19 protein-coding genes are annotated in these 22,108 nt (G+C 57.3%); 8 read left to right on the top strand and 11 right to left on the bottom strand.

Features of this window, described 5'->3' with window-relative positions; genetic code table 11:
• Window positions 1-20: 20 nt before the first annotated feature.
• Window positions 21-1,493, bottom strand: a complete 1,473-nt coding sequence (locus tag VHB22_RS06945; RefSeq protein ID WP_325456234.1) for an aldehyde dehydrogenase family protein — start codon at window positions 1,491-1,493, stop codon at window positions 21-23.
• 4 nt (window positions 1,494-1,497) lie between these two features.
• Window positions 1,498-2,835, bottom strand: a complete 1,338-nt coding sequence (locus VHB22_RS06940) for an aspartate aminotransferase family protein (RefSeq protein WP_325456233.1) — start codon at window positions 2,833-2,835, stop codon at window positions 1,498-1,500.
• Window positions 2,836-3,060: 225 nt separating this feature from the next.
• Between VHB22_RS06940 and VHB22_RS06935 the strand changes: the two genes are divergently transcribed.
• From VHB22_RS06935 to fabG, 5 genes are all read left to right on the top strand, one after another.
• Entirely contained in the window at window positions 3,061-5,343 is a 2,283-nt protein-coding gene (locus tag VHB22_RS06935) for a propanediol/glycerol family dehydratase large subunit (RefSeq protein WP_325456232.1), read from the top strand.
• Window positions 5,340-5,768 (top strand): diol dehydratase small subunit, encoded by a 429-nt coding sequence (locus VHB22_RS06930; RefSeq protein WP_325456231.1) that lies wholly within the window; start codon window positions 5,340-5,342, stop codon window positions 5,766-5,768. The genes VHB22_RS06935 and VHB22_RS06930 overlap by 4 nt, the downstream gene beginning before the upstream one ends.
• Window positions 5,769-5,778: 10 nt before the next feature.
• Window positions 5,779-6,474, top strand: coding sequence for an isochorismatase family cysteine hydrolase (locus VHB22_RS06925; protein WP_325456243.1), 696 nt, complete (start codon window positions 5,779-5,781; stop codon window positions 6,472-6,474).
• A gap of 170 nt (window positions 6,475-6,644) precedes the next feature.
• Window positions 6,645-8,195 (top strand): APC family permease, encoded by a 1,551-nt coding sequence (locus VHB22_RS06920; RefSeq protein WP_325456230.1) that lies wholly within the window; start codon window positions 6,645-6,647, stop codon window positions 8,193-8,195.
• 96 nt (window positions 8,196-8,291) lie between these two features.
• A complete protein-coding gene (gene fabG / locus VHB22_RS06915; protein WP_325456229.1) occupies window positions 8,292-9,071 on the top strand; it encodes a 3-oxoacyl-ACP reductase FabG in 780 nt (259 codons plus the stop codon).
• A gap of 10 nt (window positions 9,072-9,081) precedes the next feature.
• Here fabG and qhpR read toward each other — a convergent pair whose 3' ends face one another.
• Together qhpR and VHB22_RS06905 are read right to left on the bottom strand one after the other, a co-directional pair.
• Window positions 9,082-10,161, bottom strand: a complete 1,080-nt coding sequence (qhpR, locus tag VHB22_RS06910; protein WP_325456228.1) for an AraC-like transcriptional regulator QhpR — start codon at window positions 10,159-10,161, stop codon at window positions 9,082-9,084.
• A gap of 130 nt (window positions 10,162-10,291) precedes the next feature.
• Window positions 10,292-11,353, bottom strand: coding sequence for a phosphotransferase enzyme family protein (locus VHB22_RS06905; RefSeq protein ID WP_325456227.1), 1,062 nt, complete (start codon window positions 11,351-11,353; stop codon window positions 10,292-10,294).
• Window positions 11,354-11,627: 274 nt separating this feature from the next.
• Here VHB22_RS06905 and VHB22_RS06900 point away from each other — a divergent pair, with 274 nt between their 5' ends.
• Window positions 11,628-11,987, top strand: coding sequence for a winged helix-turn-helix domain-containing protein (locus tag VHB22_RS06900; RefSeq protein ID WP_325456226.1), 360 nt, complete (start codon window positions 11,628-11,630; stop codon window positions 11,985-11,987).
• Between the two features lie 13 nt (window positions 11,988-12,000).
• Here the strand turns inward: VHB22_RS06900 and VHB22_RS06895 are convergent, their stop codons facing one another.
• From VHB22_RS06895 to VHB22_RS06875, 5 genes are all read right to left on the bottom strand, one after another.
• Window positions 12,001-12,678, bottom strand: a complete 678-nt coding sequence (locus VHB22_RS06895) for a molybdenum ABC transporter ATP-binding protein (protein ID WP_325456225.1) — start codon at window positions 12,676-12,678, stop codon at window positions 12,001-12,003.
• Window positions 12,679-12,683: 5 nt separating this feature from the next.
• Window positions 12,684-13,382 (bottom strand): molybdate ABC transporter permease subunit, encoded by a 699-nt coding sequence (gene modB / locus VHB22_RS06890; RefSeq protein WP_414652717.1) that lies wholly within the window; start codon window positions 13,380-13,382, stop codon window positions 12,684-12,686.
• A gap of 39 nt (window positions 13,383-13,421) precedes the next feature.
• Entirely contained in the window at window positions 13,422-14,228 is an 807-nt protein-coding gene (gene modA, locus VHB22_RS06885) for a molybdate ABC transporter substrate-binding protein (RefSeq protein WP_325456224.1), read from the bottom strand.
• A 121-nt stretch (window positions 14,229-14,349) separates the two neighbouring features.
• Window positions 14,350-15,351, bottom strand: coding sequence for an NAD(P)-dependent alcohol dehydrogenase (locus VHB22_RS06880; RefSeq protein ID WP_325456223.1), 1,002 nt, complete (start codon window positions 15,349-15,351; stop codon window positions 14,350-14,352).
• Window positions 15,352-15,452: 101 nt separating this feature from the next.
• A complete protein-coding gene (locus tag VHB22_RS06875; protein WP_325456222.1) occupies window positions 15,453-16,817 on the bottom strand; it encodes a PLP-dependent aminotransferase family protein in 1,365 nt (454 codons plus the stop codon).
• Window positions 16,818-17,082: 265 nt separating this feature from the next.
• Between VHB22_RS06875 and VHB22_RS06870 the strand changes: the two genes are divergently transcribed.
• Window positions 17,083-17,529: a DUF983 domain-containing protein gene (locus tag VHB22_RS06870; protein ID WP_325456221.1), complete on the top strand. Its 447-nt coding sequence runs from the start codon at window positions 17,083-17,085 to the stop codon at window positions 17,527-17,529.
• On the opposite strand, the gene VHB22_RS06865 is transcribed toward VHB22_RS06870, so the two are convergent.
• Together VHB22_RS06865 and VHB22_RS06860 are read right to left on the bottom strand one after the other, a co-directional pair.
• Complete coding sequence (locus VHB22_RS06865; protein ID WP_325456220.1) at window positions 17,495-18,163, bottom strand: hypothetical protein; 669 nt, start codon at window positions 18,161-18,163, stop codon at window positions 17,495-17,497. The two genes, VHB22_RS06870 and VHB22_RS06865, sit on opposite strands and share 35 nt — an antisense overlap.
• A 154-nt stretch (window positions 18,164-18,317) precedes the next feature.
• A complete protein-coding gene (locus tag VHB22_RS06860) occupies window positions 18,318-21,494 on the bottom strand; it encodes a hypothetical protein (RefSeq protein ID WP_325456219.1) in 3,177 nt (1,058 codons plus the stop codon).
• A gap of 305 nt (window positions 21,495-21,799) precedes the next feature.
• On the opposite strand from VHB22_RS06860, the gene VHB22_RS16345 reads away from it, so the two are divergent.
• Window positions 21,800-22,033 (top strand): response regulator transcription factor, encoded by a 234-nt coding sequence (locus VHB22_RS16345; RefSeq protein WP_414652716.1) that lies wholly within the window; start codon window positions 21,800-21,802, stop codon window positions 22,031-22,033.
• Window positions 22,034-22,108: the final 75 nt, after the last annotated feature.

Raw genomic sequence — 22,108 nt, 5'->3', positions numbered from 1 at the left:
TTGCGATTTATCCGCGTTGCTCAGCCCTTGAGATACCAACCCCACGGCTCGCGCGTCGCATAGGTCGTGATCTGCTTTGGTTCGAGGAAATTATTCAACCCCCACGTCCCCAGCTCTCGCCCGACGCCGCTTTTCTTGATCCCGCCCCATGGCGTTTCGAGAAAATTCGGCTGCGAGCAATTGATCCAAACGACGCCGGCCTCGAACGCGTCGGCAACGCGCTGCGCACGCTCCAGATCACCCGACATGACAGCGGCCGCCAATCCGAACTCGCTGTTGTTGGCAAGTGCAATAGCTTCATCTTCCGTTCGAAATGTTTTGACGCTCAGCACCGGCCCGAATATCTCCTCGCGCCAGATGCGCGCCGTCTCGGGAACATCCGCAAAGATCGTCGGTTCGACAAAATAACCGGTATTGAGATGCGGCGGCCGCCGTCCGCCACAAACGAGCTTCGCTTCCCGTTTTCCGATCTCGATATACTGAAAAACCTTGTCATATTGCATCTTGCTGACGAGCGGCCCAAGCAGCACGCCCGGTGCCATACCGTCCCCGATCGTGATCTTCTTGGCTTCCTCGGCGAGACGATCCACAATCCGCGACGCGATCGTCTCTTGCACGATCATTCGCGAAGTCGCACTGCAGACCTGTCCCTGATTCCAGAAAATACCGAACATCACCCATTCGGCCACCTGATCGATATCGGCGTCGTCGAAAACGACGATCGGCGACTTGCCGCCGAGCTCTAGGCTAATGCTCTTTACGTCCCGAGCAGCAGCCGAAGCGACGGAAATTCCCGTCGGCACCGACCCGGTAAACGCCAGCTTGCCAACATCGGGATGGGCCGCGAGCCGCGCACCAGCCTCGGAACCCAAACCCGTCACGACATTTAGCACACCCGGAGGTAACCCTACGTCGGCTGCAATCTGTGCAAGTTCCAGCGCCGTGAGCGGCGTATATTCCGACGGCTTCAGAACCACAGCACAGCCCGCCGCAATCGCGGGCGCGACCTTCCACGCGGCCATCAGCAACGGATAGTTCCACGGAACGATAAGCCCTGCCACCCCTGCGGGCATATAACGAACGCGCGATTGAAAGCGCGCGTCCGGCACCACGATTATCTCGCCCTGGCGCCCATCAAGCTGCTCCGCATAATCAGCATAGAGATTGAAGCAGTATGCGGCATCGGCAATGTCCCAGAGTGCTTCGGGCAGCGGCTTGCCGTTATCTTTGACCTCGAGTTCCGCAAGAAACTGCTTCTTCTCTTCGATCCCCGAAGCAATGGCGCGAAGGAATTCGGCTCGCGCTTTGCCGGTCGTCCGCCGCCAAGGTCTTTGCACAGCAGACTTCGCTGCCGCGACGGCTGCGTCGATATCCTTTGCGCCCCCAGCAGAACATGTTTCAAAAACCTGCTCGGTCGCCGGATTGATCACGTTCAGAACGCCGCCGTCGATCGGATCGCACCAATGTCCGTTAATGAAAAGCTGCCGTACCATCCAATCACTCAGCCGACGCGAGCACGTCCGAAAACGCGTCGAGGAACATATCCGCATGCTCGCGGCTGAAACAAAGCGGCGGCCGGATCTTTAGGACATTTCCGTGCTTCCCCGCGGTGCCAATCAGGATGTTGCGTTGGCGAAGAGCATTGACCATCGCCTCCGCAGCACCCCGGTCCGGTTCACGCGAGGTTCTGTCTTTGACGATCTCGACGCCCGTATAAAGCCCGGCCCCGCGCACGTCTCCGACCTGATTGCGTGACGATGAAAGAATTCGCAGTTCCGAACGGAAGTACGCGCCGATTTCGAACGCGTTCATTTGCAAACCTTCCGACTCGAGGACGTCCAGAACTGCGAGTCCCGCAGCCGCAGCAACCGGATTTCCGCCGAATGTATTGAAATAGCCGGAACTCGATCCGAACTTGGTCAACAATGCCGGCTTGACGGCCACGCCGCCCATGGGAAACCCATTACCCATCGGCTTGCCCATCACGACCATGTCCGGCACGACGTCGTGACGGTCAAAGCCCCACATCTTTTCGCCTATTCGGCCAAAGCCAGGCTGCACTTCATCGGCAATATAGAGGCCGCCAGCGTCCCGGACTGCCCCAACAGCCTCCGAAAGAAAGCCCGACTCGCCCGGAAACACGCCGTCGCTCGAAAAAATGCTGTCTGCAATGAATCCGGCGAACCGTATATTTTTCTCGTGCATCCTGGCTATTGCTGCGCGCACGGCCTCTTTGAGCCTCCGGGCCGCCTCGCCCGCCGGCAGACGGTAGGTGTCGGGCGCAGGCACAGGAAAGACATAAGGCGGACGCGGTTCCGGACTAGCCGACGACGGCGAAATTTCCGTCACCGCCGATGTATTGCCATGATAGGCATTTTCCGTGACGATAAACCCCGTCCCCCCGGTCACGACCCGGGCGATGCGTAGAGCCAGATCGGCGCTCTCGCTGCCAGTGCACGTAAACACGATGTTGGAAACCGCATCGGGCATCGTTGCAAGAAGGCGTTCGGCATAGGCGTAAATGTTGTCGTAGAGATATCGCGTGTGAACATTAAGCGTCGCGATCTGCTTCGACACGGCTTCAACGACCCGCGGGTGACAGTGCCCCACCGATGGCACGTTATTATAGGCATCGAGATAGCGCGAGCCATCTGCATCGTAGAGCCAAACGCCCTCGCCCTTCACCAGATTGAGTGGCCGCTCATAAAATAACATTGATGTCGGTCCAAAGGTCTGGCGACGGCGTTTGACAAGGCTCTGCACCGCCGGATCGAGTTGATCCGCCGTTCCCATGTCGAAGGCATTGAGTTCCAGAATTTTTCGCGTTGCGTCCATGACGTTCTCTGACGATCGGCATCGGCACCGAATCCGGTTTCAGAATATATATAGGCGCCACACGAAGAGGGCTTGACCGTGACTGGCCGCGCCTGTTCAGTTCTTATGCAACTGGCGGCAAAGATCGCGTCAACTCTGAACGGATCAGGGTCAAATCCAAAGAATGCCCATGGCATAGAATAGTAAGTTGCGCCCCAGTTATGCTTTTCATCGAAAGTTATTATGATGGCTGAAGAAACCCGCCCTCGCGCCAATCGCTGGAAGCGATTTTCGGACTGGGACGACCGTCCGCTCCGGCTCGACCAATTTGCCGTTGAAGACCCCGACAACGGATTTGCTGCGTTTAAGAGTCCGCATGACCCAAAGCCGGGCTTCGCGATCGAAGCGGGACGTATAGCATCGATGGACGGCGCCCTTGCGCGCGACTTCGATATGATCGACGTTTTTATTGCACGCTATCACCTCGACCCGGAAGTCGTCCCTGAAGCAATGGGAATGCCATCGGCCGATATCGCGCGAATGCTCGTCGATATGAACGTCCCGCGAGCCGAGCTCGTGCGGCTCGCACATGGAATGACCCCCGCCAAACTCGCCGATGTCGTCTCGCAACTGTCTTCGCTCGAAATTGCATTCGCCTACGGCAAAATGCGCGCGCGCAAGACGCCGGGCAATCAGGCACACGTCACGAACGCCAAGGACGATCCTCTACAGATGGCCGCCGATGCAGCTACCGCCGTTGCTTTCGGCTTCGACGAAATCGAAACAACAATGCGCGTTGCGCGCAACGCCTGGTCGAACGCCGTCGCCTGCGCGGTCGGTGCTTCGGTCGGACGCTGGGGAACGCTCTTTCAATGCTCCAGCGAGGAAGCCGAGGAACTGAAGATCGGCATGGCCGGATTCACCTCCTACGCCGAAACAGTTTCAGTCTACGGCACCGAGAAAAGCTTCCTCGACGGCGACGATACACCCTGGTCGAAGGCGTTTCTGGCTGCCGCTTATGCCTCGCGCGGCATCAAGATGCGATGCACGTCGGGCGCTGGCTCCGAGTTGCTGATGGGCTTTCACGATCGCAAGTCGCTGCTTTATCTTGAAGCTCGCTGCCTTTGCTTGCAGCGCGCCATGGGCGTCCAGGGCACCCAGAACGGCGGCATCGACGGCGCACCGGTGACTTGCACGGTTCCAGGCGGCATGCGCGAGCTGATGGCAGAAAACCTCATTGCCGTATGGCTCGATCTCGAATGCGCGTCCGGCAACGACGCCCGCGCGACCGAATCCGAAATTCGTGTCGGCGCAAAGATCCTCCCTTACTTAATTGCGGGATCGGATCTTATCTGCTCCGGCTTCGGTTCAATCCTAAAGTACGATAACTCCTTCAACGCTTCGCTGCTGAATGGCGAAGAACTGGAGGACTATCTCGTTCTGCAACGCGACTTCGAATCCGACGGCGGCCTGACGCCGGTCAGCGAAACACGCGTGATGGACCTCCGAGCCCGCGCCGTCGATGCAGTCAGCGCCGTCCTCGTTGAACTCGGCCTTGCTGAACCGACGATCGATATGAAGCAAAGCGTCATCGCGGCATCCGGCTCCGACGAGACCCGGACTTTCTCCGGCCGCGAAGTCGGGCGTATCAGCGAAACCATAAAAGATCGCAATATCACCGTCATCGAAGTCATCAAGGCGCTTGCGAAACGCGGCTTCGAAGAGGAAGCACAAAACTTGCTGAATCTCGTCCGCCTGCGCATCTCGGGAGATTATTTGCAAACGTCCGCTGTTGTCCGGGATGGTCGCGTCGTTAGTGCTGTCAACGACCCAAACAACTACCAAGGCCCGGGCACCGGCTATCGTCTCAGCGAAGCGCGACGCGAACAGATCGTGGGAATTCGGGACGTTCTGACCCGCCCGGAGGTGCTTCGCGTCGAATCCAACTATCGCTCTGCGGAATCGAGCCGCATTCTCTACAGTACGCTCGGCCCAGCACAACCGACGAAGAACGGCCGCGATGTCGTGATCGGGATCAGCCCCGCATTTGGTGTCAAACTCTTTCAGACTGTAGCAGGCCATCCGCTCTCCGCCGTCTTACGCGCGCTGATAGCCGGAATCGCAGAGGGCGGCTGCACCGCGCGCGTCGTGCGCATGCGGCACACGGCGGACACATCCTTCCTGGGGCTGAGCGCCGCGCGCCTAGCAGGTTCGGGGGTCGGCGTCGGTATCCAAGCTAAAGGCACCGCGGTCATTCACCAGAAGGATCGGCTGCCGCACAACAACCTCGAACTTTTCTCGAACTCACCGATCACCAAACTCGACCACTATCAGCGCATGGGCTTCAACGCGGCTGCCTACGCATTGGGCGAATTGCCGGAACCCGTCATCGTGCCGACGCGCGGCGAAGCGATGGGGTCGCGCTACCATGCCCGTGTCTCGTTGATATACGCCATCGAGACCGAAATGACGGCCGAAGGCGCCGAGCCCGAAGAAATCGATGTCGCGTTTCTGGGAGCCGCCGCATGAGCAAAGATCATCTTTCGGCCGCGGACTATCCGCTCGCTGAAAAGCGGCCCGACGTTGTGCGAACGAAGGCAGGCAAAAGCATCGAGGACATTACACTCGACGGCGTGCTCTCCGGGCAAATAACGCTCGAAGATTTGCGCATCACGAGTACCGCGCTCCGACAGCAGGCGGAAATCGCCCGCGCAGCCGGCCGTCCGACCTTGGCTCAGAATTTTGAACGCGGCGCCGAACTCGTCGACGTCCCCCAAGATGTGATCATGCGGACTTACGAATTGCTACGTCCCGGGCGCGCCAACTCCAAGACTGAGCTGCTAACGGCCGCCAAAGAACTGCGCGAAGCATACGGCGCCGCCGCCATCGCGAGCTTTATTGAGGAAGCCGCCGAAGTTTACGAACGTCGCGCACTCTTCAAACGCCGTTACTAAAGAGGGAAGCATGAGCTGGAAAACCGCGTTTCGTTCTTTTTACTACGACGGTGCGCCCGAACCCGATGATCCCGATCTCGCAAAGCAACACACAGCTCTCCTCGTCATTGACGTTCAGAACACCTATTTAGAACGCCCAGACCGTGCTTCGTTGACGGCAGAAGAACAACAACGCTACGACGCGTGGACTCCATTTCACGATCGCATGCGCCATATCGTTCTGCCCCGAACGCAAGATCTATTGGCCATATTCAGAAAAAACGAGATTGAATGCCTGTTCGCACGCATCGCTTGCCACACCAAGGACGGCCGCGACCGCTCGCTATCGCAAAAGATGCCCGGCTGGAACAACCTTCTGCTCCCGAAAGACGAGCAAGCCTCCCAAATCGTCCCGGAGCTGGCACCTGTAGGGGATGAAATCGTGGTCACGAAGACCACCGACAGCGCCCTCACCGGGAGCAACCTGCGGCTGATCCTGACCAACCTTGGGATCAAAACCGTGGTCTGCTGCGGAATTTTCACCGACCAGTGCGTGTCCTCAACCGTCCGAAGCCTGGCGGACGAAAGCTTTAACGTGGTCGTGGTGGAAGATTGCTGCGCCGCCGGATCAGACGATCTTCATCGCAAGGAGCTTGAAATCATCAACATGATCTATTGTCATGTGATGTCGAGCGCTGAACTAAAGCAACTCATGGGATTAGGCTGACCCAGGTCAAGTTTTGACAGTACAATGTCAAAGCCTTGCGGGTGGTCCGCATATACGCTCAACGTAAAATAAGAGTGCTGGTACCGGGGTCTGACTTGCCCGGGCAACAGCAATACGATGTCCGCAATATGTGATTATCGATCAACTGAACTCCAGGGGGAGTAGCCAACGTGACGTCACCGACTGCCAGCGCCCTAGAGGCCCAAGAAAGTTTCGATATCAGCAAAGATCAATCGGTCGAGAAACTTCACGCAAAGGCCGTCGGGCTCATTGGCGTCTTGTTCTTGACCGTCACCGGGGCCGCGCCGGAATCGGCGATGCTCGGCAATGTGCCGTTCGCCGCCGGATTCGGTAACAGCATTTATGTCCCCGCAGCCTTTCTGCTTGCCACCATCGTCCTGACCATCTTTTCGGTCGCCTATGCTGCCATGGCGAGCAAGGTATCGTCAGTCGGCGGCTTCTATTCATATATCAGCATGGGCCTCGGACGCGATGTCGGAATGGCCGCGGGATTTGCATCGCTCGCATCGTATAGCGTTTTTGAAGCATCGCTCACCGGGCTGTTTTCATTCTTCGGCAACGCCTGGCTACAATCGCACCTCGGAATCAATGTGCCGTGGATCTGGCTTGCGCTCTTCATGATCCTGCTGACATCGATCCTGAGCTATCAGGACGTGCAGATTTCCGCCAAGATTCTCGGAGTCGCGCTCGTCCTGGAAGTCGTCATGCTTCTGATCTTCGATGCCGGCATCCTATTGGCGAAGGGCGGTACCAACTTCAACCTCGAAAGCCTGAACATCGCCAACGTCATGACACCTGTCGCGGCGCAAAAGGTAGGCCCCGTCGACATTGCGGCAGGGGCTGCGGCGGTCGGCGTCTTCATGGCGTTCTGGTCTTGGGTCGGATTTGAAATGGCGCCGAACTACGCCGAAGAATCGCGAGACCCCAAACGCATCATTCCGCTTTCACTTTACATTTCGGTTATCGGACTTGGACTATTCTATATTTTCACGAGCTGGTGTGCGGTTTCCGCTTACCCGACCGAAGGCGACATGCTCGCGAAAGCCGTCGGCGATTCCGGCAACTTCTTCCTCGCGCCGTTGGAACAGCACGTCGGCAAATGGGCCGTCGAGGCAATGGCGTTGCTCATCCTGACGAGTTCATTCGCGTGCGGGATGGCGTTCCACAACACGGCGGCTAGATATATGTACTCGCTAGGCCGCGAGGGCGTACTGCCAGGCTTTCTCGGACGGACACACCCGACGCACAAAAGCCCGCACGTGGCATCGACGCTCCAGTCTGTTCTTGCGGCCGTATGGGTCGGACTGTTTGCATACTTCCTCGGCACCAACGATCCAAACGCGCAAGCCTACGCTACCGTCTACACGATGCTCGCAATTCTCGGCACGATGCTGCTGCTAATCCTGCAGGCCGTCGTTTCGATCGCCATCATCGCATACTTTCGTGCGAACCACCCCGGTGAGGCTGGGATTTTCGCATCTCTGATCGCACCTATCATCGCTTTCGTCTCGCAGGTTTACCTGGTCTATCTGCTGGTGCAGAACCTCGAAACGTTCGGCGGCACAGGAAGCTTCGGCAGCCGGATTCCCTGGATCGCATTCACGATTTTGGCGATCGGTCTGATATGGGGCCTTGTATTGCGCTTCGTTTCACCGACCGCTCACGCCAGAATCGGCAGGCTCGTCCTGAACGACGAATAGCGCTGTCACGATACGTCAGGAATAAACCGGCGGATGCCTGTCATGGGCGTCCGCCATTCCACAACGAGGCTCCGCACAAGTGAGGAGAGAAAGCCAATGCTGACTTCAATTGCTGGCCGCTCGGTCATCGTCACCGGTGCAAGCAAAGGCATAGGCAAAGGCATCGCAGGCGTCTTTGCGAAAAACGGCGCCAAAGTCATGGTCGTCTCGCGGCACCTGGAAGAGGCCGAGGCGACCGCGGAAGAATTTCGCCGCGAAGGCGGCACCGCCAAGGGTTTCGCTGCCGACGTCACCCAGATGGGAGACATGCAGATGCTCGCCGACGCCGCAGCGAACGCACATGGCGGCATAGATATCCTATGTGCCAACGCTGGCATTTTCCCGCAGATGAAAATCGAGGAACTGTCGCCTGAGGATTGGGATTTCGTCAGCGCGACGAATTTGAAGGGCACATTCTTGCCGATCAAAGCCTGCCTTCCCCATCTGAAGAAATCTGATCAGGGGCGCATCGTCATCACATCGTCGATCACTGGGCCAATAACCGGCTTTCCCGGTTGGTCGCATTATGGTGCAACGAAAGCCGGCCAACTCGGCTTCATGCGCACGGCGTGCATCGAGCTGGCCAAATATGGCATCACCGTCAATGCTGTCCTCCCGGGAAATATCGCGACCGAGGGACTGGCAGAACTCGGCGCCGAATATGAGCAATCTATGGCCGCATCAATTCCGCTCAAGAAACTCGGAACGGTTCAGGATATCGGCTACGCCGCACTCTTCCTCGCATCGAAGGAAGCGGGGTACATAACGGGCCAAACGATCATCGTTGATGGCGGACAGATCCTGCCCGAAAGCATGGACGCTCTAGCCCAAGCCTAACACTGCGAAATTAAACACGCACACTGACAAGCTGCGCCCGAAGTGCTCGTGGCGACAAGCCGGTCCACCGGCGCACGGCGCGGCTGAATGCCGAAAGCTCGGAATATCCGACAAGGAACGCAATTTCGGAAAACGACAACTGCCGTTGCCGAATGTAGGAAAGCGCGAGATCACGCCGCGTATTTTCAACCAGCGCACTATAGCTCAGGCCATCGTAGTGCAACTCGCGTTGTATGGCGCTCAAGGGCATTCTCAATTCGGCTGCGACGGCTTCAATCGGCGGGAAGCCTTCCGGCAACCGCGCACGCACAGCCGTCCGTACGCGATCGGCGACGGTGAACCGAACGTCATTGCGTTGCGAAAGCCGCTGAAGGCAGAGCCGCATAGCGGACATCAGGCGCGGATCGGCGCCCGGCATCGCGAATTTTAATACCTGCGGACGAAAGATAATGGCGTTCGTCGGCTGCGAAAAAAATGCCTGCGCCGCAAAAGCACGCTCATGTTCGCGCCAAGCCTCGGGCTTCGGATGCTCGAAATGGACTTCTTCTGGCGCCCAGCTATGCCCCAGCGCATCACGGATAACATTCAAGAACATGCCGAGCGAAAGCTCGGCATCCTGACGACGTTCGACGATCTGCGGGGCGTCAATCCGGTATTCCAGCCGGACCAAACCGTCGGCCGTTTTGACGAGCGCCATCGACGATGATTGTTGATGCAATGGAAAAAGTTCGACGAGCGTTTCGAGCGCCGCCCCGAGAGTAGGAGCCGACAGCGCCGCATATCCCCATAATCCGAGATCCCTCGGATCAAAGCTGTTACCAAACCAAAGTCCGAAGTTATCGTTCTGTGTCTGCCGCGCGCTTTCCTCGAAGAGCCGGCAATAAGCATCGAGGCTCAACTGCAACGTCGGAGACCCCGCCATCTCAGGCGAGATACCTGCGTGGCCGAAGATCCGATCGACATCGCCTTTATAGCGTTCGATACTGGTGACGATACCCGTCGCAGCCGATGCAAGGACGGAAGGCCCCGCATCCCGCCCGGTACATTCGCCAGCGTTCGCAGCTGTTATGTTAGTTACGCCGACTCCCATGGAATATCCTGGTGAGTAGCTACGACCATATGAAGTAAAAAAAGCTAGCAGAAGCGCGAGACTGGTCAAGCCATGAGCGCGATGAATAAATCGACAATCGATAACGCAACTGCACAATCGCCGTGCAGAACTATCCCAAAAACCGCTGGAAAAGACCGCGTTTTTGGGTAGGTGCGGCAGCCTTCAGGGACGCCTCGCCAAAACGCGAAAGATAGTGCTCACAAAGCGGAATCGTTGCTTGCGTGTATGCGACCCCCATGGACTGCGCGAGCTCCGTCTCCGAATGCGACCCGATCCACGCAACGAGCAGGAGGCGGCGCAACATAACGAAAGTCTCGATCTCGTTTTCATCTTCGACGCTCAACGTGCCGACCCGGCGATAGCCGCGCACCCACGCCTTGAGCAATTCCGGTACTTCAGGCGCCTGTTCGAAAAACGAAACCGTCGTTGCGCAGTCATAGAGCAGCCACGAAAAACCGCAGTCGTCGAAATCGATGACTTTAACCTCGTTGCCGTCCATCAGCAGATTGGCGAGACGCATGTCGCCATGAACCAGATTGAATCGGTCCGGCGATTTGTCAAAGGCCCCAAGTCGCCGTCTGATCAGGTCGACCGTTGCCGAGAACGCCTCCATGGCCTCCGGAGTCATACCCATACCGTTCTGCCAGCGCCCCCAATGAGGACGATCGCCCAGGCTCGTATCAAAATCCCATGTATGACGTTCGAACCACGGCGGCCGCCGCCACTTGCGGACGTGCGCATGCATCCGAGCAGCCGTCTCCCCGAGCAGCTCGAACCCCGCGACGTTGGTCCTCGCCGGTTCACTGCCGGTCTCCCATGCAAAAAGAACGACATTCCGCGGGTTTTCCAACCCCTCGATGCCGAGCGTTTGAATGAATTCGCCATCGAGGCCACGTATCGGCGTTGGCGTCGCGACCCCATAATCTCTCAGGGCTAAAAGCCACGCGAGTTCCGACGCGATCGCTCGTCTCGAGTGATAGCCCTCACGATGAACCCTAAGCGCCCACTTGCGATGACTTGAAGGATCCTCGACCTTATAGGTCGCGTTCTCCGAGACGTTGATCAACTTGACGGCCGCATCTTGAGGCAGCCCAAACCGTCTGGCGGAACGCTCCGCCAAGACTTGCAGGTGCCGCAGAAGCTCTTCATGCCGTTCGTCGGTGGCTGACATATCCCTCAAACCTAAAAATTCGGAAATACGTTAGTGAATGGGCAAATAAGCCGATTTCCACATCTCGTCGAGACGGTAGAACGGAGACCGCGCAAGAGACTTGACTTCGGCCGCATGACAATTGACACGTGCCGAACCGGTTGCGGATCGTGTGCTAAATTCCTAAGGAAGTTTCCTGTCGCAGACCGGTCTGCCAGGGTACAGCGGCCAAGATCTCTACCATTGAAAAACGCGCGATTCACGGGTCGCGGTCCGACGATGACGCGGTGCACTAATGACGCGAATAAAGCTTCGAATAGACTTCGGCGACGAACGCTATATCGGTCACGGCCGCATTCAGCTTTTGGAGTTGATCGGCGAACATGGTTCGATCGCCAAGGCCGCCAAAGCGATGGATATGTCCTACAAGCGCGCCTGGTATTTAATGGATGCTTTCAATTCCATATTCGCAGAACCCCTGATCGAGCGTCAACACGGCGGACGTGGTGGCGGCGCAGCGCGGTTGACACCGTTCGGCGAGGAAATCCTGCGCCAGTATCGCGATATGGAAGCCAAAGCCCTCACCGTCTTCGCCAAGCCGTTAGCCTCAATGGAAAAGCATCTCGCGCGTCCGCATAAAGCTGCCCACAAATAGCACCAAGGCATTCTTATGCCTGGGGCAGCTCCGAAGCGAGCCCGACCGCTTCGACACGCCCCGCTTTCAACCAGATGACCTGCGTTGCCAGCCTTCTGACTTCCTCACGGGTGTGCGTAACATAGAGAATCGGAACTTTGAAATCATCGCGCACGCGTTCGATCAAACCCATGATCTCGTTACGCCGCGCGTCGTCGAGACCGGATAGAGGTTCATCCATCAACAGAATACGCGGGGCAGCTAGAAGCGCCCGCGCTAAGCCGACACGCTGTTTTTCTCCGCCCGATAATGTCGCGGGGCGGCGCCTCAACAAACCTTCGATACCAAGCACATTGGCCACGATATCCAGAGGCGGCGACACATCCTCCCCCCGCGAGAACCACCGGCCGAACTTGATGTTTTGCTCGACGGTCAGATGCGGAAACAGCTGAGCGTCTTGAAACACGAACCCGACATGGCGTCTGTGCGGAGGCAAAAAGATATCGGCCTCCGTATCGACCAGAATGTGATTTGAAACCGCGACGCGCCCACTGTCCGGACGCTGAATTCCGGCGATGATATTGAGAACGGTCGTCTTACCTGCACCTGAAGGACCAAACAAAGCTGTAATGCCGGACCCGCCTTCGAACGCGACATCGAGCAAAAAGTCGTTTCGACGCTGACGCGCTCGAAAACTTATGGCCGGCTGCATGCTTGTCATTCGAAGACTGCGATATGCCGGTGAATGCGACGGTTCAAAATTTCCGAAACGACAAGAGCAACCATCGCAATGGCGATAGATACACAGGTCAGTCGAAGCGCTTGCGCCTCACCCCCGGGCATTTGGATGTAGGTATATATCGCGGACGGGATCGTTTGCGTTTCACCGGGAATATTCGACACGAATGTGATCGTCGCTCCGAATTCACCGAGCGCCCTCGCGAAGCAAAGGATCGCACCAGCGACGATTCCAGGAAGTGCAAGAGGCAAAGTGACGAGCAAAAAGCGCCAGCCGGGATTGGCACCAAGAGTTCCCGCGGCAATCTCAAGCCGCCGGTCGATCGTATCGAACGACAGTCGGATGGCGCGCAACATGAGCGGAAAACCCATGATTCCGCACGCCAATGCTGCCCCCGTCCATCGAAACGAAAAGCTGATCCCTAATAGGTTGTAGAGCAGCTTGCCGACGGCACCTTGCTTTCCGAATGTCAGAAGCAACAAATAGCCGGTTACGACGGGCGGCATGACGAGCGGCAAATGCAAGACGCTATCTAGAAGGATCTTGCCCGGAAAGCGCCACCGCGCCAGCGCATAAGCCGCGAAGATCGCAAACGGCAGCGCAACGAGTGTCGCAACCGTAGCCACCCGCAAACTTAGAAAAATTGCCGTCCACTCGTCCGCGGAAAATCCCAACACGGAATTGATCTCGCTTTCCTGTCGCCTTCAACGCGTCATCTACTTCAGAATCGTAAAGCCTTGCTTTGTGAAAGCCGCTTGCCCGTCAGGCGTTTTCAAATAATCGATAAAGGCTTCAGCCGCCCTGGGCGTCTTCGACGCTGCCAACACCGCGATCGGATAGATGATCGGAGGATGCGTGTCTTCTGGAAAAACGCCGACGATTTTGACCTTTGGCTCCGCGGCGGCGTCCGTTTCGTAGACGATGCCGAATGGCGCCTCCCCTTGGGCGACGAGGGCCAGCGCGGCGCGCACGTTCTCAGCCTGCGCGATCTTGGACTGAACCGAGTCCCACACCCCGAGTTTTTTAAGCGCCGCCGAACCATACTTCCCGGCTGGTACGGACTTGACATTGGCCATCGCGAGGCGCCCGCCGCCAAGTACTTTCGCAAGATCGAACCCCTTCTCGACCTTCAACGATACCGAGCTTGCTGTCGGAGCGATAAGAACAAGCTTGTTGCCAAGCAGATTAAAGCGCGTCCCCTCCTTTATGAGCTTGGCTTTCTCGACGTAGTTCATCCAATCGAGATCCGCGGAGATAAAAATATCTGCGGGCGCACCCTGCTCGATCTGTTTGGCCAGGGCCGACGACCCTGCATAGGACACGACAATCTTATTGCCGGTATTCTTCTCGTACGCGGAAGCTGCCGCATCGAGCGCATTCTTGAGACTCGCTGCCGCAAACACCGTTGTGGTTGTTGTATTGGTTTTTTGCGCCGACGCAGATCCACAAAGAGTGGAAAATGCCAGCAGAAACGCGACGGCGAGCTTGAAAGCATAGCGCCAAAATGTTGGTGCTGAGACCATTGACTATCGATCCTTATGGCTTCCCGATATAGCCGCAAGGATATCTAGGCAGCCATCATTTGCAACACATCCTTTCAGGACATTCGCTCTGTTAGACCAGCCTTAAGGACTAATAGCGCGGTCAGACTTTGACGACGATTTTTCCGAAATGCGCGCCGCTTTCCATATGCTTCAACGCCTGCGGAAGCTCGTCAAAGGAAAACACTCGATCAATAATCGGCTTCAGACCATTAACCGCGATAGCGTTGTTCATCGCGTCGAACATTGCGCGACTGCCGACGTATATTCCCTGGACCGTAATGTTTTTCATCAAGACTGGGATTGGATTGACCGCTCCTCCGGTCAGCACGCCTATAAGGCTGATACGCCCACCAATCCGAACGGCCTCCAACGACTGCGGCAAAGTTCCTGCTCCACCGACCTCCACGACGTGATCGACTCCGCGCCGGCCCGTTAACTCGCGCGCTTGCCGGCCCCATTCCGTTCTCGTCTTGTAGTTGATCACATCTGACGCACCGAGCGCGCGCACGCGCTCAAGTTTCGCATCGCTGCTCGACGTTGCAATGACACGTGCACCGAGCATACGCGCGAACTGCAGCGCAAATATTGAAACCGCACCTGTGCCTTGAACGAGAACGGTTTCTCCAGCCGCTAATTTTCCCGAACTGACGAGCGCATGCCACGCCGTCACCGCCGCGCAGGGAAGCGTAGCCGCTTCTTCGTCTGAAAGATGTTCGGGAACCGGCACTGCACCGTCACTATCGAGCACAACGTATTCGGCGGCAACTCCAGGAATCGCGCCGCCCAGCGCGCTCTCGGATTTCTCAGCATCCGGCTCGCCCTCGACCCATTTCTGCATGAAGGCACCCGCGACCCGCTCGCCAACTTTGACTTGCGTCACACCGGCGCCGGTCGCAACGACCTCGCCGACGCCATCCGACAGAATTTGGAATGGAAGTCTGAGTTTCGGAGCATAGATCCCGCGCACCACAAGCACGTCGCGATAGTTCAGCGACCAAGCCCGCATTTTCACCAGTACTTGTCCCGGCCCCGGTTCCGGAATCGGCGCGTCTTTGATCGCCAAGCCATCGACCCCGAAGCGCTGCAGAAGATATGTTTTCATGCGCGGGCACCTTGAATAACAGAAACGACGCGCCGGATTTCACCAAGATAAGCTGGGCGCATATCTTACAAGTTTAATAGCACCCCTAGGCGCAAATTGCTTTAAACGATCGCCTTCGCCGGAAGCACGGGCTGCGCAAGAAGGTCGGCAAGCCGCGTCAGCCCATCCGCAAGGACCTGCCGATCCTCGGCTGCGCCCAATGAAATGCGCACGGCTTCGTAAACCGGTTCGGAAACGGCGAATGCCGCGCTCGGGATAACCGCAATCCCCACACGCTCGGCATGTTCCGCCAGATCATTGGCGCGCCAATACGACGGCATTTGCAGCCAGACATGATGCCCATGAGGCTCAGCGGCAAACGCGAATTGCCGAAGCGCAGATCGCGCGATCCGCTGCCGTGCAGCAGCCTCCTCGCGAATGGCGCCTCTGATTTCTTCGAGCACGCCTTCCACGATCCAACTCGAGGCAAGGGCCGCATTGAGCGGCGGCGCCATGAGGTTGACCGCTCGGAGCACACCGGCAAGCCGCATCGCATGCGCCTCGCTGGGCGCCGCAACATACGCAATCCGAAGCGCAGGCGACACGCACTTCGACAACGTCGCGATATGCCATGTCAGCTCCGGTGCTAAGCGCGCGAACGGCACCCGTGGTACATCGAGCAGCGGCGAATAGGGATCGTCCTCGATGATCGTGACGTTATGCTGACGCGCAATCGCAACAATCCGGTGGCGGCGATCCTCTGGCAACGTAGCAGCCGTCGGATTATCTATTGCGGGAATGAGATAGATTGCCTTCGGAGCCGAACGCTGGCAGCACGCTTCAAACGCATCCGGAAGAATGCCCTCGCCATCCATCGCGAGTGGTTCAAGACCATACCCCCGCTGACGCGCAATCGCCTTGAGGCCGGGATAGGTGAACGCACCCGCAGCAATACGCTCGCCCGGTGCGATGAGGCATTCGCATATTCCGAAGAGCGCGCTTTGCGCCCCGCTTGTTAGTACGACCCTGGAAGGCTTGGCAGTTTCGATCCGTTCATTCAGCCAGACCGCTGCCGCCGCCCGGTCGGGACCGCTACCCGCGCTTTCCTGATAATGAAGATGCAGTAGACCGTGCTCACCCGACAGAAGATTTGCCATCGTTTCGGGAATGCGATGCTGCAACCGGGCGGCTGCAGGTTGAGCTGGAATATTGAGACTGAGATCAATCGCAGGAACGGCTGCAAGCCCAATTCTTTTGGCATTACCGCCAAGCCAACGCACGAACGTTCCGCAGCCCACCTTCGCGTCGATAAGCCCGCGCTTGCGCGCCTCATTGAAGGCACGCGTCACCGTCGTCAAATCGACTCCGAGATGCCCGGCGATCGCCCGCTGCGAGGGAAGCCGGACACCGGACCGCACGCGCCCGCCGCGAATATCGGCTTCGAGCGCATCGGCGATGCCGAGATATTTAAGTTCGCTCTCGGGCATGAGCCAGGGGCGCCAATAATCCGTCGAGGGAGCCGATGCGCTTCTATCCATACAATTAGATTAACATGTATGGATATAAAAGAAAAGCGCCGGCGAACCTACTAACCCGGCAGCGCCGGCATACATCTACGCTCCCCTAAAAATATTTTAAAAACAGCAAGACTTCCGGCCATGCGACACTTGCCCGTCTAGTCATGCCGCCATGACGCATACAATATGCATACAAATTTGCAGTGTAGGCATAAATTCGGAGAAAGGGAACGCGATGTGCGCCGAACATGAGCAGCATTGGCCCAAGCTTTCACCGATGAAGGTCGGCCTGCGCGGCCTCTGCCCGCGTTGCGGCAAAGGTAAGATCTTCGACGGGTTCCTCACGCTCAAAAAAAATTGCCCGGCCTGCGGATTGGATCTGTCGTTTGCCGATCCTGCCGACGGTCCCGCATTCTTCGTTATCTGCTTCGCCTGCATTCCGGCGGCCGCGCTCGCCTGCTGGATCGAAGTAAAGTACTCCCCACCGTTCTGGATTCATCTCGTAACGAGCTTGCCGTTTATCCTTCTCACCTGCATACCGCCGCTTCGACCGCTGAAGGGCTGGCTTGTCGCAAGCCAATATTATCATAAGGCGGAAGAAGGTCGGCTCGTATTTGCCGAAGAAGATCGCACACCCCCGGCCGGACTCAGTGCAAAGCCTTCTTCCTCACCTTCTTTTTAGGTTCGGATTCAGCGCTTGAACCCCCGGCCTTCGGCGGCACCGCCTCGCCGACTTTTGTCGTAAGTGGCGGCCGAAACTGAACGGCAATGCCGTCGAGACGCCAAAAGCCATCCACCACTTGAAACACGAGATCAAATGCGAGTTCGTTCGGGCGCGTATCGAATGCGCCTTTTAATCGCAACATTCCGTTTCGATCGATAGCAGCGGGCTCCGACAGTGTCGGCAGCGCCAGAACGACGGGAGCCATGTCACCACCGCGCGCGCGCAAATTGGCAAACGCAGCACTGAGTTGCTCGGTGCTATTCGCCTGCTGGAAGGACGGCGCCGAGAGATCCCGAAGAACCGAATAGTTGTTGGTGAGGTTCGCTTGATAAAGAGCGACGAGCGTTGTCCGGATCATGATCAGAAGATTTCTGAGCGGAGGCACACCTGGCGGTCGCTGCGTTTCTTTTTTTGAAGATTTGTCTTGAGCCGCGGGTACAGCAGCAGGCGACTTTACCTCCTGCGGCGTCCGTTCCGCCGCAACGCCTAGTTTGACGAAACAAGCGCTGACCGCAAACACAAACCCGAGCAGAGCGAGATATCGCGGCCAGCCCGCAAGCCCGGCGGTTATTCTCAAGTCTTTCTGTTTCATCGCCGGGTCAATATCGAGAAAATCCGCACTTAAGCGCTGGAGCACGAAACTTCAGGCGAGGGCTACGAGCCTCGTAAATCTGGCGTAAACAAGATGAGCGCCACACCGGCTGTGCCGGCGCAGCGCCCATTAGGAGCAATTACGCGCCCCACTACTACCGGAAAGTGATCTGCGCTCCGACCCTGCCGCCAACCGTATTGTCGCCGCGGCCGTTATCGAAGCCGACGCCGACACCACCGGAGACTGCCACCCGGTCGCCATCAGTAAAGACATTATATCCCATCACCCCTTCGGCACTGACGGAGAGGGCAGCCGCTCCTTCATAGAAGCCGCCGTTGATCGCAACGCCAAACCGCTCGCCGGCAACGAGATCGGGATTCTCCATCGAGATTGCCAGCGCGATGCCGGACTGAGCTTCATCGAGCTGCCGGAAGATCGAGCCGCCATCCGTTGCCAGATGCCCGCCCTGATCCGATGTGACGACCTCAAGAGGTCCGCTCTGCCGCGACTTGCTGAAAGATGATGTAATGCCGGGCGTCGTGTAGGTATCGTTCTTGGTCCCGAACACCATTTCGTTCGATTGGCCCGCAAAGGCTCCAGCGCCGATCGCCGTCGAGTGCGTCGCGCCGCTCGCAACGGTCGCTCCGTTACCGACCGCAGTGCTTTGATCGGCATAGACCTTTGCTCCGTCACCGACGGCAGCATCGCCCGGCCCCGCCGCAAAGGAATTATTGCCGACCGCTATCCCGCCATTCCCTTGAGCATTTGCGTTCGTGCCAATGGCAACCGTATTCGAGGCATTGACGCCGTTGCCCGCACCCGACCCGAACGCGACGTTGTTGTCGCCGGCCACGCCGTTACCGGACGCAAACCCACCGGCAATATTATTTTCGCCAGCCACGTTGTTGCCCACAGCGTAACCGCTCGCCTGATTATTGAACCCAACAACAGCATTTCCTGAAGCTGAACCGCTGACTTGGTTATCAGATCCGACGACATTGTTGCCCGATGCAAAGCCGCTGGCTTGGTTGTTCGCTCCAGTCACCCCGTTGCCTGACATCGCTCCCGATGCGGAGTTGTTAAACCCGACGACGTTATTTCCGCCCTGCAGACCGCTTGCGCTGTTGTTGTCACCGGAAACGTTGTTACCCGAGAACGCACCTCGCGCGATATTGCTAAAGCCGGAAACAAGGTTTCCACTGCCGAGCCCCTCAGCACTATTGTTGTCACCAAACACGGAGTTACCGGAACCATTACCGCTCGCCCGGTTCTCGTCGCCCCGCACCGTGTTGCCCGAGTTGAGACCGCTGACCTGATTGCCCTCGCCGCGGACGTCGTTGCCGGAATTTTCCCCGGACGCCTGATTGCTTTCACCACGAACGTCGTTACCCACACCAAGGCCGTTCGCCGCATTGTTCACGCCCCGAACGCCATTGCCCGAATACGCGCCCGACGCCGCGTTGTTAAAGCCCACGACGCCATTCCCACTATTGAACCCGTCAGCACTGTTATGGGCGCCGAATACAAAATTGCCGGAACCATCTCCGCTCGCGCGGTTGCCGTCCCCGCGCACTGCGTTCCCGGAACCGATGCCGCTCGCCTGGTTGCCGTCGCCCCGAACTGCGTTACCCGAGTTTTCACCCGATGTTTGGTTGCTCTCTCCGCGAACGTTGTTGCCCACACCAAGACCGTTCGCCGTATTGTTCACGCCCCGAACGCCATTGCCCGAAAACGCGCCCGATGCAGCGTTGTTAAAGCCCAGGACGCCATTTCCGGCATTGAAACCATCAGCACTATTATTGGCGCCGAATACAAAATTACCGGAACCGTCTCCGCTCGCGCGGTTGCCGTCCCCGCGCACCGCGTTCCCGGAACCGATGCCGCTCGCCTGGTTGCCGTCGCCAAAGACGCCGTTTCCGGAAAACGCCCCCGACGCTTGATTGCTATCACCTTCGATAAAATTGCCGACGGAAAAGCCCGCCGCTCCGTTATTGTCTCCGTCTATAAAATTACCGGATAACGTACCTGTAACGTGGTTGTCGCTGCCGCTGACTCCGTTGCCGCTGAAAAACGCATCTGCGCTGTTCCGGCTGCCGGTCACACCATTGCCCGAGAGATCACCAAGCACCTGGTTATTATCGCCGGTTACGCCGTTTCCTGAACCGCTACCGACAACGCTATTGGAAGACCCATCGACCCCATTGCCGGAGAATGAACCAACGGCATTGTTAAAACTTCCGAAAACGAGATTGCCCGCCACGACGCCGCTCGCCTGATTGCCGACGCCGAAGACGCCGTTTCCGGAGCCGAGGCCGGAGCTTTGGTTGGCAATACCAAAAACCCCGTTGCCAGAAAAAGCGCCGGAAGCTTGGTTGAAGGCCCCGCCGACAAAATTGCCCGTTACAAATCCATTGGCCTGATTACCCCGACCGAAGACAACGTTCCCGGATCCGGTTCCGACAGCCGTATTAAATTTGCCGCCAACCACGTTTCCGGTCACAACCCCGACAGCGGTGTTTCCGTCGCCAGTAACACCATTTCCAGAGATTAGCCCAACCACTGTATTGCCAGTGCCGTCTACGCCGTTACCCGACGCATTGCCGAGGACATTATTGAAGCTTGCGCCATTACTGTAGCTGTTGCCAGAAGCGTTTCCTATGACGGAATTACCGGTGACGTTGTCACCAGCATCATTTCCCGACCCATTACCGATTATCGTGTTACCTACAAAGGTTGCACCATTGCGATTACTGGAAAGATTTCCAAAGATATTGTTGTTGGCAAATCCTTCGTCGTTGTGATTGGCTGAGCCGTTGCCGACAACATTATTGAATATGGAGTTATCGCCGTTGTTATTTCCAGACAGGTTACCAAAGATCGCATTGCTCGCGAACCCGTCACCGTTGTGCGTGCCAGAGCCGTTGCCAACGATCATGTTACCAATGGCTTGATCGCCATTATTGCTGCCAGACAGGTTTCCAATGATAACGTTGCTTGCAAAGCCATCGCCGTTATTATTGCCCGAGATATTTCCGTAAATATCGTTGAGAGAGAAGTTCGAGCCGTTCAAATTACCCGAGCCATTGCCCGTCACTGTATTGAGAGCGACAGCACCTGAGCCATTCTTATTCAAAGACCCGCTGCCGGTCACATTATTGAAAGTACAGGTGCCCGTATTTCCGACACCGCTAAGTACGCCAGATATGTTATTACTGGCACCGCAAGGCCCAGCAGTAGCGGTGGTCGAAAACGCCATCGATGTTGCCAGCGCCACTGTGTTGACGCCAGCTAGCAAAGACCTCCGTGCAACAACACGCGATACGCGATACATAAAAACTCTCCCCGTTACGCAACACGATCAGGGAACGACGCCGTAAACCGTTGAAACTAGTCTCTTGCTGTGACGCCGCTAATCGCTCGTATTGAACCCTCCCCGGCGGCAAAGCTTTTCCACAGTGCCGCTCAATCCTGTGGACGGTGATCAGCGCATTAATTCTTTTTGTGGAAAAGCTAGTGCAATCGATAGGTGTGTCCGCAATGCCACCGAATCGCCTCAATTTCGCGCGCGTCGGACCCTGTTAACGCCGTAAATGTTTCTTGATTACAACTGAAAAAAATTTTCTTCAAAATGCGCGCATGGAACCGTCCGCCAAGCCTCATGCAGCACTTTCCCTCACGAGACGTGAGCGGCAATGCCTTCAGGGCCTCGCAATTGGCTGCTCCAATAACGACATAGCCAAACGACTTGAGATTTCAGTGCCAACTGTCGCTCTCCACTTGAGCAACGCGCGACGAAAGCTCGACGCTAAGACTCGCGAGCAAGCCGTCGCGCTTGCCGTCGCACACGGCTTGATCACGTTGTCCGACTGAAAGCAGCTCCGCCCGCCCGCAACACGGTCAAGCACTCAACGAAATGTGGATAAACGTGGCGAACAGCTCGCAAGA

Origin of the sequence: Hyphomicrobium sp., assembly GCF_035548195.1 — a bacterium.
Classification (GTDB): Bacteria; Pseudomonadota; Alphaproteobacteria; order Rhizobiales; family Hyphomicrobiaceae; genus Hyphomicrobium_B.
This window is presented reverse-complemented; position numbering and strand designations above follow the sequence as displayed.

Coding starts and splice junctions, on each gene's coding strand:
- VHB22_RS06945 (WP_325456234.1), bottom strand. CDS start 1,493: ATGGTACGGCAGCTTTTCATTAACGGACATTGGTGCGATCCGATCGAC.
- VHB22_RS06940 (WP_325456233.1), bottom strand. CDS start 2,835: ATGGACGCAACGCGAAAAATTCTGGAACTCAATGCCTTCGACATGGGA.
- VHB22_RS06935 (WP_325456232.1), top strand. CDS start 3,061: ATGGCTGAAGAAACCCGCCCTCGCGCCAATCGCTGGAAGCGATTTTCG.
- VHB22_RS06930 (WP_325456231.1), top strand. CDS start 5,340: ATGAGCAAAGATCATCTTTCGGCCGCGGACTATCCGCTCGCTGAAAAG.
- VHB22_RS06925 (WP_325456243.1), top strand. CDS start 5,779: ATGAGCTGGAAAACCGCGTTTCGTTCTTTTTACTACGACGGTGCGCCC.
- fabG (WP_325456229.1), top strand. CDS start 8,292: ATGCTGACTTCAATTGCTGGCCGCTCGGTCATCGTCACCGGTGCAAGC.
- qhpR (WP_325456228.1), bottom strand. CDS start 10,161: ATGGGAGTCGGCGTAACTAACATAACAGCTGCGAACGCTGGCGAATGT.
- VHB22_RS06905 (WP_325456227.1), bottom strand. CDS start 11,353: ATGTCAGCCACCGACGAACGGCATGAAGAGCTTCTGCGGCACCTGCAA.
- VHB22_RS06900 (WP_325456226.1), top strand. CDS start 11,628: ATGACGCGAATAAAGCTTCGAATAGACTTCGGCGACGAACGCTATATC.
- VHB22_RS06895 (WP_325456225.1), bottom strand. CDS start 12,678: ATGCAGCCGGCCATAAGTTTTCGAGCGCGTCAGCGTCGAAACGACTTT.
- modA (WP_325456224.1), bottom strand. CDS start 14,228: ATGGTCTCAGCACCAACATTTTGGCGCTATGCTTTCAAGCTCGCCGTC.
- VHB22_RS06880 (WP_325456223.1), bottom strand. CDS start 15,351: ATGAAAACATATCTTCTGCAGCGCTTCGGGGTCGATGGCTTGGCGATC.
- VHB22_RS06875 (WP_325456222.1), bottom strand. CDS start 16,817: ATGCCCGAGAGCGAACTTAAATATCTCGGCATCGCCGATGCGCTCGAA.
- VHB22_RS06870 (WP_325456221.1), top strand. CDS start 17,083: ATGTGCGCCGAACATGAGCAGCATTGGCCCAAGCTTTCACCGATGAAG.
- VHB22_RS06865 (WP_325456220.1), bottom strand. CDS start 18,163: ATGAAACAGAAAGACTTGAGAATAACCGCCGGGCTTGCGGGCTGGCCG.
- VHB22_RS06860 (WP_325456219.1), bottom strand. CDS start 21,494: ATGTATCGCGTATCGCGTGTTGTTGCACGGAGGTCTTTGCTAGCTGGC.
- VHB22_RS16345 (WP_414652716.1), top strand. CDS start 21,800: ATGGAACCGTCCGCCAAGCCTCATGCAGCACTTTCCCTCACGAGACGT.